12 protein-coding genes and 1 pseudogene are annotated in these 11,372 nt (G+C 50.0%); all 13 read right to left on the bottom strand.

The window, feature by feature from the left end:
* Window positions 1-818: pseudogene (locus tag AB4496_RS05155) on the bottom strand (type-F conjugative transfer system mating-pair stabilization protein TraN); the annotation flags it as partial.
* A 36-nt stretch (window positions 819-854) separates the two neighbouring features.
* Window positions 855-1,568, bottom strand: coding sequence for a type-F conjugative transfer system pilin assembly protein TrbC (trbC, locus tag AB4496_RS05150; protein WP_372130658.1), 714 nt, complete (start codon window positions 1,566-1,568; stop codon window positions 855-857).
* Between the two features lie 253 nt (window positions 1,569-1,821).
* Window positions 1,822-2,832 (bottom strand): conjugal transfer pilus assembly protein TraU, encoded by a 1,011-nt coding sequence (gene traU / locus AB4496_RS05145; RefSeq protein ID WP_017099757.1) that lies wholly within the window; start codon window positions 2,830-2,832, stop codon window positions 1,822-1,824.
* Window positions 2,833-2,989: 157 nt separating this feature from the next.
* Window positions 2,990-3,721, bottom strand: a complete 732-nt coding sequence (traW, locus tag AB4496_RS05140; RefSeq protein WP_016800095.1) for a type-F conjugative transfer system protein TraW — start codon at window positions 3,719-3,721, stop codon at window positions 2,990-2,992.
* Entirely contained in the window at window positions 3,672-6,221 is a 2,550-nt protein-coding gene (gene traC, locus AB4496_RS05135) for a type IV secretion system protein TraC (RefSeq protein WP_102428823.1), read from the bottom strand. The genes traW and traC overlap by 50 nt, the downstream gene beginning before the upstream one ends.
* Window positions 6,222-6,370: 149 nt before the next feature.
* Entirely contained in the window at window positions 6,371-6,766 is a 396-nt protein-coding gene (gene traV / locus AB4496_RS05130; RefSeq protein ID WP_372130656.1) for a type IV conjugative transfer system lipoprotein TraV, read from the bottom strand.
* Complete coding sequence (locus AB4496_RS05125) at window positions 6,763-8,307, bottom strand: TrbI/VirB10 family protein (protein WP_076647806.1); 1,545 nt, start codon at window positions 8,305-8,307, stop codon at window positions 6,763-6,765. Before AB4496_RS05125 ends, traV begins: the two co-directional genes overlap by 4 nt.
* Window positions 8,297-9,082 (bottom strand): type-F conjugative transfer system secretin TraK, encoded by a 786-nt coding sequence (gene traK, locus AB4496_RS05120; protein ID WP_017096434.1) that lies wholly within the window; start codon window positions 9,080-9,082, stop codon window positions 8,297-8,299. The genes AB4496_RS05125 and traK overlap by 11 nt, the downstream gene beginning before the upstream one ends.
* Complete coding sequence (gene traE, locus AB4496_RS05115) at window positions 9,069-9,644, bottom strand: type IV conjugative transfer system protein TraE (protein ID WP_016800090.1); 576 nt, start codon at window positions 9,642-9,644, stop codon at window positions 9,069-9,071. Before traE ends, traK begins: the two co-directional genes overlap by 14 nt.
* 14 nt (window positions 9,645-9,658) lie before the next feature.
* Complete coding sequence (gene traL, locus AB4496_RS05110; protein WP_016800089.1) at window positions 9,659-9,961, bottom strand: type IV conjugative transfer system protein TraL; 303 nt, start codon at window positions 9,959-9,961, stop codon at window positions 9,659-9,661.
* A gap of 9 nt (window positions 9,962-9,970) precedes the next feature.
* Window positions 9,971-10,258 carry a type IV conjugative transfer system pilin TraA gene (traA, locus tag AB4496_RS05105; protein ID WP_102482413.1) on the bottom strand — a complete coding sequence of 96 codons (288 nt, stop codon included), beginning with the start codon at window positions 10,256-10,258 and terminating at the stop codon, window positions 9,971-9,973.
* A gap of 78 nt (window positions 10,259-10,336) precedes the next feature.
* Window positions 10,337-10,702: a hypothetical protein gene (locus AB4496_RS05100; RefSeq protein ID WP_017098539.1), complete on the bottom strand. Its 366-nt coding sequence runs from the start codon at window positions 10,700-10,702 to the stop codon at window positions 10,337-10,339.
* Window positions 10,703-11,045: 343 nt separating this feature from the next.
* Entirely contained in the window at window positions 11,046-11,225 is a 180-nt protein-coding gene (locus AB4496_RS05095) for a TraY domain-containing protein (protein ID WP_017097351.1), read from the bottom strand.
* Window positions 11,226-11,372: the final 147 nt, after the last annotated feature.

Raw genomic sequence — 11,372 nt, 5'->3', positions numbered from 1 at the left:
CCGTTTGAACAGCTCAAGGTGGCTTTTTTCGTTTGTGTGGTGGGTCGACAAATCTCGTAGCGTTTATCCCAGTGTTCGCTCGCTTGCCAATTAACGTGATAGGTCTGTTTTAACTCGCCAAGCGTGTAGCCTTGGTTGGGATAGACACTCTTACCGCCCCATAAATACATGGTTCCTGACGATGAGAAAATGCCATCACCTCTCGTTTGCCTCACATAATGTTTATTATTGTATCGGCATTGTGGGAGGGGACGTTGGCAATTATCCCCTTGCTTTGTCCAACCGGATGGACAGTGGTAGATGACATTGCCAGTAACCACGGTGGCAACGGGGACTTTTGTACAAGGCACGTTGTTGTTCGTTGGACGATGACACTGTTTAGGAATGTGTTCGATAAGGCACTGGGAGCCGCTATCACAATCCACATAGGCATTTGAGAGACCATGAGTGATTTCAAAAGCATTCTCTTGGCCAAGTAAGGCAAAGCGCATCGCCGGGTCGCTTTTCACATCGGGGCGCCCTTTATTGAAGTTCGCGTTGATGTCTTGAGCCAATCCATTGGTCACAAACTCTGTCCCTTTTTGTGCATTGATCTCACTGTCTGACAGTCTTGATTCTTTTGGACTGCGGATCTCTTGTCGACACGTGGCGTCTTTGCAATAGTCATCGACATTGAGTGGCAGGGCATGAGGTGCTAGAGCTTGGCTTGCCGTTTGTTTCGCCCAATTGGCGCTCTCGGTAAAGGTGTGTTGTTCGCTGGCAAGAGCGAGAGTAGATAAAAAACTGAGCGTGAGCGCAGCCCAGAGGTCAATGCGCATAAGGAGCACCTCATCAAAAGTTGGGGTGAGAGAGGGTTATTGGGAATAGAGCGTGCGCAACAGTGGGTGAATGTTTTGCTGCGCATCCCCGGCCGCGAGGTAATCCAGAGCTTGGTAAAGTGAAATGTTGCCGTAAAGGATGTCGTAGTCACTGGCTTTGCAAGGCTGCTTAGGTAAGCAGCGGTTTTGTTTGACCGAAACAAAGGCCGGTACGCGATGAATATCAAATTGCTTAAACCAATCAGGGCTGATGGAAAAGCCGCTTTGAATGGGCGCCTTATTGGGTGAGCGTATCAAGGCCTCGATTCGCTTGACCGTGGCCGGAAAACCTTCAGGTAAGACACCGCGTATCACCAGTGGCACACCTAAGTGCTCACTTTGCATCAGAAGCTGTTTGAGCGCGGTCTTGGGCATGGTGAGTGAAACAAACACCATTACCCCTTTTGGGGCTTGGTCAGGGTGGCGCGTGGGTTTTTGTCGCCCCAATAAGGGGGACAGGCTCTCATCTTTTATCAAATCTTGAACATTGCGGCTGAGAGTCAGCGCTTCTTCTCGATAAGCCTGGGCTTTATTTTGTATGTCGTCAGTGGACCCCGCCTTCGAAGCCTCCGGTTGTTGAGTCATTTTTTGCTCAAGCTTGGCAAAGGCTTTGAGCTCTTGCTCAGTGTAAGCCTGGGTGGGTAACGCAATAAAAAAACACAGAAAAACAAGTGAGCGTCCAAAGGCGCTCTCAAAAGATGGAATGGTCATAGTAGCCCCTTAATTATGGCCGCTGAAAGGGTGGGTAGAGGGTGTGAGCGTTTTGGAAGCTGATTGACAGCACCTTACGAGCATTGAGATCGCGACAAAACGAGAAGCAAAACTGCGAGAGCGGGAAACAGCAGTAAATGTGCTTGTTGTTGGCGAGCTCTGTTTTTAAAAAATCGGTAAGGGAGTCAGGGTGACTGGCAATAAATAGGTCCGTTTCATTTTTGTGGGGAAGAATGGGCATCATCGCGTCACCTTATAAAAAGACACAGTTGCGCTTTCGCCATTGTACAAAACCAAAGTTATCCCCTGTCACCGGGTTGTCATGGCCGGCTTCCCAGAGTGTGGTTGTCGTGGTGTACGGGTGACACCAGGCGGCATCGGGAATAGGCCCCGACATTTGATACCGATAACGAGATTTTGGCAAAATAGGATCGGGATATTGATAACAAATCGCGCCATCTTCGCCGCGCGTCTCCCAGATGATCCCTTGCCGGTGCAGTTTGTAGTTCAGCTTTTCCATCAAGAGTGTCGCCGCCTGGATGGGCGTGTCTCGATAGTTGGTGGTGCCGGTGAGCGGATAGGCACTGCCCTGTGAGCCTAAACACCAAAATAACGCATCAATAGGTAAGGCAGTATTAGTGGAGGTCAACAGGGCTTCGGGCACGCAAGCAAGCTGCGCAACCAAGTTACCAAACAGTAACGCTTCGGGATTGAGAATGAGGGATAACTCATCGTCGTCCCAAAGTGGGTCAATTTCCGTCATGTAGGCCACATCAAACACGTCCGTGGCCATGCAGGCGGTGGATTGCATCAGTTGCAGCCAATAAATGACGGGGTACTTATACCAATGGGCGTGATAAAAGCCTCCGTCACTGCTGTCACTCTCACGGGCGGTCACGCGCCCACCGATACGCTGAGTGTTAGCGCCGGACATTTGCACGCCCATGTTCACCATACAGTAAGGGACGCGCGTGATATCGGTTAAGGCATAAGGCTCCCAATAGCCAATGTTGATGCCTATTTGCACAAAGATAGGCGGCGGTTTAGGGCAATAAGAGATAGGCAGTGTGGGATTGGGCGTATCGGGGTACTTAGAGGGCATGACGGTGGCTGAGCCTATCGTCATCGGAAACAAGCAATCCCAACAAATATCGGTCATGGGGTTAATAAAACGGCTTTTACACGCCGCACTGGCTGCTAGGGTTGATGGGGCAATAAAAACCAATAGGCAGCACAACAGTAAACGAAAGTGTCGTTGTGTCATGGGGTGTCCTTTTTCCACGCCGAGCGTGGTACTCCTTTTGTCTCGACAAGAGGCTTCGCCCCATTATCGCCGCCAAAAGCGAGCTTGGTTAAGAGAAAAAAGCGTCATACTGGAAGCATGATCAAGGGAGGTGCGCACTTCCAATGCGATGTCATTGTTATTGCTCTATCGCCAAGGGGTGCAAACCCGATACGTTCACCTCATCGATGCGCCAGCGCGTGCCTTCTTGGTAGGCAATCGCTGGGACGTGAGTAATGTTAAGCGATTGGGTTAAGTGGCCTTGCTGCGCAAAATACATTCTTGCGTCCAATAAGGTCGCCATTTTATTCGGGCTGCCTCCTGTCAGTACCCACTTGATTGGCTTGGCGTTTTGATACTCGCTAGCGAACCTTCGTTGCTGCGCGTCTCTGGCATCAAAAAAGACCAGCACCTTACTTAACTCAAATCGTGGTAGAACGTTTTGACCGTCGACCTTTGGCCAAGTGCGGGTATCAAAGGGGTTCACTCTGGTGCCCGCTTTGGCAATCACGGCTCCTGTAGTGGGGGCGATAATGTCTTTAGGGAGGGTGATGCTTGGGTCAACGTAAAAGGTGCGGGGGTTGATCGTGGTGGTTAAGCCTGCAACGGGCGGTGGGTTTTCAATGCTTTGCTTGGCGCGCTCCGTGAACTCGTTTTGCATGTCCGCTAATTGACCACTGGCCTCAAACCCTTTCAGTCTTTGGTCAATCCACTCCAGCATGTCAATCTCACCGATGGGGAAGATAGGGGCCACTTGGCCCAAGTTCTTTCCAGCGGCATTTGTCGTTGCCAGTCCAGCGACCAAAAGAAAAAGGGGGGATTTAAGCGCTCGCCCCAATGGCTTGATTAAAGGCGTCAATGTCTTTGCCATAAAAGTGCCTGGAGGTTTGCTCAATGGCGCGCTCCAGTGAGTGGCCTTGTTTATAAAGATTTTCACAATACTCAAACTCCTTAGGCTCGGTTGAGAACATGGCGCGTTTCACCGGAGAGGCGAAAAAGCGGTGATAGGTGACATGGCCACCCGCTTTGATGCGCGCACTGCTGTATCCCGCTTCGGCAGACGGAGCGAAACTTTTAATGAGGCGCTGCTCAAACGGTGAGAAGGCATCCGGGTTTTGGATCAGATACTCATCAAACCCTTCCCCTTGACGAAGAATGATGTGGATATCGGAGTTGTTGTAGCAGGCTTTGGCTTCCTCGTTGCTAAAGAAGTCTTCAATCCCTTGAGTCACTGTACAAAAAGCGCCGCCGAACTTACGGGCGGTGCGATAACCGGTGTTGATGAACTCCCTCGCTTGCTCGTTTGCCCCAGAGAGGAGGCTCCAGGCTTCTTCAATGATGCACAGCTTTGGGGTAGAGCGAGAGCCAGCCAGGTACATCTGCTGGTTAATCGACACCATCAACGCAAAAATCACGGGTCTGAGCACAGCAGGCGGAAACCCATCCAGCTCCAGCGTGGTGATTTCCACACTGGGGTCGAGCATGGAGGGCTTGTTGAACACATCTTTGTACATGCCGTCGGTGCAGAACTTTTTCAGTTGCACCGCAATGTCTTTGATGCGTCGGTCGCTTTCTTCTCCAGCAATCTCAATCAAGGCGTCTCTGACATCATCCACCAAGGCTTGATTACCTTTACGCTCCCATGCCGTCACTATCGCATCGCCTAAGACGCTTTGTTGAAACGCCGTCAGTGGGACGTAGGGTGACGCGATGGTGGCAAACAACGCCGTGATATTATCGAGCGCTTCCATCATGGGGTCGACCGGTCTACCGTCATCATCCACAAACTCAAACTCAGCACTTTGCATGGCGCCTAAATGCGTGAAGGGATTTAAGAAGATGTTGGCGTGCGTCATGTACGTCCCCCCAAGGCTGAGCGTCAATTTTTTATAGCTGGCCCCTTTATCGAGGATCCACACTTTACCGCCCATGGCGTAAACCGTTTCGGCAATCTCTTGAACCAGAAAGCTTTTCCCTGCGCCTGAGCCGCCAGTCAGTGCGATATTTTGGTTATCACTGCCACAGGTGAAAGGGTTAAAGAAAGAAATTTGCTGGCGCATCGTGGGCAGCAATACGCCGCCTTTTAACTGACAAAAATCCATGATGAGAGGGAAGAGGTTCACCAGATTAGAGCTTTTTAACGTGCGAACTCGGCCGGCTTTTTTACAATCGCCCCACAACCCTTCGCTCATCATAAAAGGCAACGTTGAAAGCAGCGCTTGCGGCTGATTCATTTTCAGGGGAATGATATCAAGGCCAGCATGGCTGAATGACTCCTTCGCCGCTTGGGTGTCTTTTTTCTGGTGGGTCTTATCGGTAAACAGGGAGACCGTGAGGACCATAGACGCAATGGTAAACTCTTTAGACAACAGACCTTTTTGTAGGGCTTTTCGCTCTTTGAGCTCATCTTCCGCTGTTGGAGCCAGCAGCGCCATTTGGCTGTTCACCGTCTTGGTTAAGTCTTTTATCTTATTATCGTTATCCGCATTTTGCTTACCGGTTGGCTCATTACGAAAGCTCAACGTGACGCGGTGAGGGCAAGTGATATTACGAGAAACGTTGCGAAGAGAAGAAAAGGCCTCAGGTAAGGCGTACAAGCGATAATCCCCAGGCAGACGAGAAAGTCCCAAATTGACCAGCCGTGTGCGCACCTCCTCCCCTTGGTCATTGGTATGACGGGTGGCGATATGGCCACGATGCGTTAACGCTTCGGTATCGGGAGAGAGGGCTTGCAGGTTCAAAGGCTCTAACGGGTTGTAGCCTTTTTCCTTTGGCCGGTCTTGTCGTTTATCAAAGTTTAAGATATCACTCACATCGGTCAGCAACATCTCAGGCGTGACGGGCAGTAAATCAAAACCAAGCTGCGCCAGTCCTGTCTCTAGAGTCATTCGCGCATCAAGCAGCTCTTGTGGGTCTTTTTCCGTGGTGGAGACAAAAAAGAACGCGTCGTAATCGCGCAAATCAAAGCGATTGTTTTTTTGTCGGTGTAAAAAACCGTGCTGCGCGGCGTAGTGGGCGTAAATGGCGTCATCGTTAGCCAGCTTCTGGCAGATACCGCCTCGCTGACTGAGTAGAGCTTGGTTTCCTTCGAGATAGTGCGCCACTCGGTTGTGACCAAACAGCTGCACTTGATAGTCCCATTTATCCCCTGCAGGCAAATCCCCCATGAGGTGGCTTAACGACTGAATTAAATCGTCGTTAGCGCCCCCAAGGACACTGATTTTAAAGCCAAAACCGCGAGAGTGGGGATTGTCGAACACCCGCTCAATGGGATCGTAATCTCGATACGGCAGTTCATGGTGAAGGTGGTTTTGGGCTTGCTTGGCCTCTTGAAATAAGGCGGATAAGCCACTGCGTGAGGAGGAAAACATGGGGGATCCCTTTTTCTATTTTAATGTTAGGGGGCGTGACACAATCTTGGACCGCTTGATGGATTCCCCCCTCATTGAGAGAAGGCTGAGACTGAATGTCGCGCGCCCATGATAAAAATGATGTTTAAGCTTCGTTTCTTTTTTCCTAATCAATCTTTCCAAATCGCGCGCGCAGGGCGCCCAGACCAACGGCTATCGTCTAAGACAAAGTAAACATCCATCGTATCGATGTAGTGATTGTCTTTGTCGATGAAAGGGAAGACGGTGAGTTTTTTAACGTCTTCTTGGCTTCGCTCTGGCTCCCCCTCTCGATTGCGCCTTGGCAGTAAGGTAAAGGCGGAAGGTGGGGCGAGACGCGCTTGAGAAGAGACCGTGGCGTTACCACTGCCTCCGGTATAACCGTATAGGTTGTCTCGAACTTCGTTCATGGTGACGCAACCTGAAACGCCGCCGACCTGAGCGCAACTGTATTCGCTCTCAAAGCCCGCGCTACAACCGGTCAGACCTAAGAGTATCGATAGTGAAAACAAAGCGTGCCTATTCATGGTGATTCCTCACGCCCAAAGCCCACGCGGCTTAACCCTTGTTGGGTGATTTTTTGCGCTAATGGGTTGATGGGGGCGGTTTGAGTGGTTGGTGGAAAAGAGGAGGCGTTGGTGATGACATCCAAGAGCTGATTGCTGTTGGAGACTTGCTCACGCTGCTCATTCATACGCGTTTCGTATTCATCGGCCAGCAATGGATCTAATGGAAAGCCTTCCAAAAAGACAATATTGACGATGGCACCAGGATTGACTTCCACTATCGGATGATAGAGTTCGGCCAGTTTGATGTAGTAGTCCGCCAATTTGCTGCCAACGCTCTCCGTGGCGCCGCCAAGCAGATTCAAGCCAATTTTATCGCTGTTGATGCTTTGACTTGGGCCGAGCGCCGTCGGTGTCGTGGTTTGTGCCAGCGCTTTACCTGCATCCCCTACGCCTTGCAAGATCCCCGCAATGCCGGCCATTTGAACGATCTTACCGTTTTTCAAAATGGTGGTACCGCGAATACCATTGCGACCAAAGTTAAACACGGTCGCATTGACGGGGATATCGAGAATATCGCCATTGGGTTGTATGCAGCTCATTCTACTGGTGCGAGCGACGCCGCGGCTGGATGAGATCTCACCGTAGACGGCGCCGGTGATCGTGCAATCCTTCAATTTAGAGGCCTGACCGTTGGGTAAGACCCCCTGATTGACTGTCTGAAAGACAATCGGTGAGGTATCCCCTTGTCCAGAGACGCCCCCATTAGCATCAGCGCCGCCGGTAATTACGGCGGTCACAAAGGTGCCGGTTGGCACGTAGTTATCGGTCGTGCGACGGGATTGTTTCTCCTCGACACTGGCTTGCCAGTGAAATTCAAAGCTATCAAAGGCATCACCACTAAAGGCCACATCATCTTGCTCTTGGTACTGGAACTCATTCACCTTGGCGTTATCCATGTTGCTATTAATGGCCGGTCTTGGGGGCAGTTTGTATTGGCCAAAGGTGTCTCCCTGGTTGGTCTCGATGCCGTGTTGAGTCGAAGGATCGCCTGCCTTGAGGGTTGAGGCTAATTGCGTCTCAAGCTGCGCCTTGAGCGCGTCAACTTCATCGAGCTTTTGTTGCATCTGCTGCTCAAGCTCTGTCAGTTGCGATTTTGTATCGCGCTCATTGGCCTTTTTAATGTTCTCTAACTCAGAGGTTAAGCTTTGTCCAAAGCGACTTAATGTGCCTTCAAACCGCGCTAAGCTTTGTTCTATTTGGTTGATTTTGTCTTGTTGAAACGTCAGGGCGGACTGGTTGTCTTTGTCGGTAAAATCATCGGTGACGACAGCGCCAAATCCGACATCTTGAATGCCCTTGCTTGGCGCTTGGGGAGACAGTGTTAACCGCCAAACAACAAAAGCCAGGGCGGTCAATATCAGCAATACCGTGAGCGTAATGGTGCGATTGCGCTTTCTTGTCACGGCATTGATCGTGCCGCCGTCTTCAAAGTCCCCGTCGGTGTCTTTGAAGACGCGTTTCTTAAAACGGCCCAAGGCGTCTTTTTGTTTATCGAGCATGGGTGGCGCCTCCTCCAGTAATGAGATAGAGCGTGGTAGTTTGCCCAGGTTTTAATTGATAGGCATCGAGCGCGGCTGAGCGTGCGGAATAGCTGTAGAACTGCGCGGTGGTCAGCGCCATGTCACTGCGGCTTTGATTTTTGAGCTGATAAACCACCCCAGAATAATGACGGCCCACGAAGACCGTTTGAGGGATGATGGCCAGTGACGCTTCATCTTTGGGTAAGGTTTTGGGGTCAACGTCGTGACGTTTAAAACCAGCAATGGGAGCGCCATCATGGACAAAACGTATCATGGCTTTGGTGAGCGCTGTCATGGCGGCGGGATAATCCGCCGCCTGCTCAATCGGGCTTTGCTGCTCTTTGTAATTTTGCGACCAAACAAACTCCGTGACCAAAGATGGTGTAGCTTTGGGGGTAATAAACAGCGCAAACAATCGCCCTTTCTCTGTCGTCAGGTGCGCGGTAAACGGTAAGGGAAGGTTAATTTTTAAGGTGATGGAGCCGGAAGCGTCTTTTTGGTTGCCCGTTGAGGTGCAAAACCCTTTCGGGCAGACGATCGAAATAATACGGTCATTGTTGACCAGTAAACGGTTCACGTTAATGGAAGAGAGTGACAAGGGGATCGTGTCGCCTTCGTCAAACTCATAGCTCACCATGGCGGCATTTTCAGCCAGGGCAAAAGAGGGGATGAAAAAGACCACCCAAAGCGCGATGGATAAAAAATAAGGGTGCCATTGCTGCGATGGGGTGAATGATTGCTCATAAAGATTCATCGGTGTTGACCTCGACTTCTTCAATGGAGAGTAAACCTATGACGCCTTGGTCATAGCTAAAGTTGACTTGATACCACTTCATCTCCGGATCTAGTGCGCGTTGGCCTACGTGCTTTTGGAGTTTCCCGTAGAGTTGTACTTGGAGAGTGTCGAGAGAAATTCGGACCAACTCGACAGAAAATTGGCTGCTGATGTTATCTTTTTTAACCACCGTGGCTTCTCGAAGCAGCTTAGGTTGAACGTTGTACCAGCTTGTCTCGTCTAAATATTCAAGTAACTGACCAAACTGACGTCCAACGCTTGCCGGCGTGATGTTGAGTTTCAGGTAGAGAAGATAATCCGCCATTTGCTCAAGATAAGGTTCATCGACCGCGCCATCCGAAACCGTAAAGGCTTGAGAGAGGGTGGGCGGGACTAGGGTTCGGCTTTGATGGGTAAGGGCTTGATAACTGGTGTAACCCAACACCAGGTTAGTGATAAGCATAACAAGAAAGCCTGCACTCAAAAAAAGATTGAGGAGGCTTTTGACGGCCAGCTTATCCCGTTTAACAAACGGATCCATGATGAAGGGTCTCCTTAGAAAATCCAGTAACGACGACAGGCTGAGGGGGTACGCTTAAAGAGGGTGGGATGGACAAAGGAAGCCCCCCACCAATAAAGTGACAAGGTAACTATGTTGTCACCGTATTGCGCTTTGATGTAACGTAATCCCCCAAACCAAGCCAGCGATAACGTCAGCCCTATCATTTCGTGTTTAAGCCAGAATGAGAGGCCAAAAATGCAGAGGGCAGGCACGAGTTCATCAACTGGGAACCCGAGCCAGCGACGACCTTTGTTCATGTGTTTTGGAATAGAAAAAAACTGATGAGGGTCTTCCATTGTGACTCCTTAGCCTAAGCCGACGAGTGGTGCTCCAACATTCCACAAGACTGAGCCACCAATGAACCCGCCAACGGCCGCAAACCAGTTACGGCTCATCAGTCCAGTAACGACCGCCCCCGCAAGCCCAGTCCCCAGCATCGCGGTTTCAACCGCAGAGCCTTTGCCCGCCGAGTCTTTCATGGCTTGTTTACCTGACGCGAAGATATCGGCAGCCAGAGCGGGCTGAGTGATAAGAAGTGTCGAGACAGCAACGCCAAGCCCGACAAGGAGGGTGCGCTGGGTGCGTGTTTTCATAATAAATATCCTTATTGAGTGATAAATTTATCAAGTACATGGTCAGGATGGAGGGAAAGGGGGCTCCCTCCCACATCCTTAAGAAAACATCGAAGATTTCGCGTACTTCAAACCACGATTACGGCTCACATGTTGCTTCCAATTTTGAGCGCTAATGATGGTGTTCTTAAGCTTCCGATAACGTTTTTTACAAGCATTATTTGAGGTTGGGAGAGTGAGACGATTAACTGACTGAGCTTGTTTTTGAACCGCAACCAAATGAACGCCCTTCCAACAGAAAGGAAATGCAAGGTGCCCAGTAAAAGGCAACAAAGCGGCAAACGCCATGTGTTCACGCCCGACCGTTCCCAGTTCTTTGACGCTGACAAAATCACCTTGTTCAACAAAGTGGCCTAATAAACTCACGGCCTCATCTTCACGACAATATCCGTAGATAATCTGCATCGTTCACACTCCTTGTTAGGACATTGTTTTGTTCTTTTAAAAAACAAAACGATGGGCTCTCTTTCAAGAGCCGTGCTACAAACTGGCTTGAGCATTCTTGTAGTAGAATGCGCACATCCAAAGGATGTGGTGTCTGGTATTCCCAAGTAACTCTATTTCACCACTCAACCAGCGTGCTTAATTGAGTAGAAAAACAGCCTTGGACGTCGCCCCAGAGAGGGCTCCTGAATTTGTTAGGCATATTACGCAGGCCTGCGCCCCTCTGCGGCGCTTTTTGCAATCGTGAAGGCAGCCCACCTTCGAGGCCATCTGAGGTAATAATCCCAGACGGCAATCTCATTCGTTACAGCGACCAATTAGGAAAACGTTTGAGGTGATCTTCTAATCGAAGTTTCCCTTCGCGCTTTTTGGCCCGCTCTGCTCTTTTCGCCGAGAGCGTTAACGTTTTATTCGCCTTTGATGAGAGATTAAAAGCGATACCGACTTCCTTGTTCTCAACCCTACATTCTGATTTAAAATTCATACAAAAGTCTTCCTAAATAGAAAAAACCGAAACGCTCTCGTTTAGACCGAAACATCAATGAGTCATGTAATCGCTCACTGGCGTCTAATTTTGTTGAGTTTGTGACTTACTTATCACTTCTTGAATTTAACATAATCTAAATAATAC

Source organism: Vibrio sp. 10N.222.46.A1 (assembly GCF_041473595.1).
Taxonomy (GTDB): Bacteria; Pseudomonadota; Gammaproteobacteria; order Enterobacterales; family Vibrionaceae; genus Vibrio; species Vibrio tasmaniensis_A.
This window is presented reverse-complemented; position numbering and strand designations above follow the sequence as displayed.

Excerpts from the sequence above, each read along its gene's own strand:
- traL (WP_016800089.1), bottom strand. The coding sequence starts at position 9,961 with ATGGAAGACCCTCATCAGTTTTTTTCTATTCCAAAACACATGAACAAA.
- traW (WP_016800095.1), bottom strand. The coding sequence starts at position 3,721 with ATGGCAAAGACATTGACGCCTTTAATCAAGCCATTGGGGCGAGCGCTT.
- traE (WP_016800090.1), bottom strand. The coding sequence starts at position 9,644 with ATGGATCCGTTTGTTAAACGGGATAAGCTGGCCGTCAAAAGCCTCCTC.
- traC (WP_102428823.1), bottom strand. The coding sequence starts at position 6,221 with ATGTTTTCCTCCTCACGCAGTGGCTTATCCGCCTTATTTCAAGAGGCC.
- traU (WP_017099757.1), bottom strand. The coding sequence starts at position 2,832 with ATGACACAACGACACTTTCGTTTACTGTTGTGCTGCCTATTGGTTTTT.
- AB4496_RS05100 (WP_017098539.1), bottom strand. The coding sequence starts at position 10,702 with ATGCAGATTATCTACGGATATTGTCGTGAAGATGAGGCCGTGAGTTTA.
- AB4496_RS05095 (WP_017097351.1), bottom strand. The coding sequence starts at position 11,225 with ATGAATTTTAAATCAGAATGTAGGGTTGAGAACAAGGAAGTCGGTATC.
- traK (WP_017096434.1), bottom strand. The coding sequence starts at position 9,082 with ATGAATCTTTATGAGCAATCATTCACCCCATCGCAGCAATGGCACCCT.
- traV (WP_372130656.1), bottom strand. The coding sequence starts at position 6,766 with ATGAATAGGCACGCTTTGTTTTCACTATCGATACTCTTAGGTCTGACC.
- trbC (WP_372130658.1), bottom strand. The coding sequence starts at position 1,568 with ATGACCATTCCATCTTTTGAGAGCGCCTTTGGACGCTCACTTGTTTTT.
- traA (WP_102482413.1), bottom strand. The coding sequence starts at position 10,258 with ATGAAAACACGCACCCAGCGCACCCTCCTTGTCGGGCTTGGCGTTGCT.
- AB4496_RS05125 (WP_076647806.1), bottom strand. The coding sequence starts at position 8,307 with ATGCTCGATAAACAAAAAGACGCCTTGGGCCGTTTTAAGAAACGCGTC.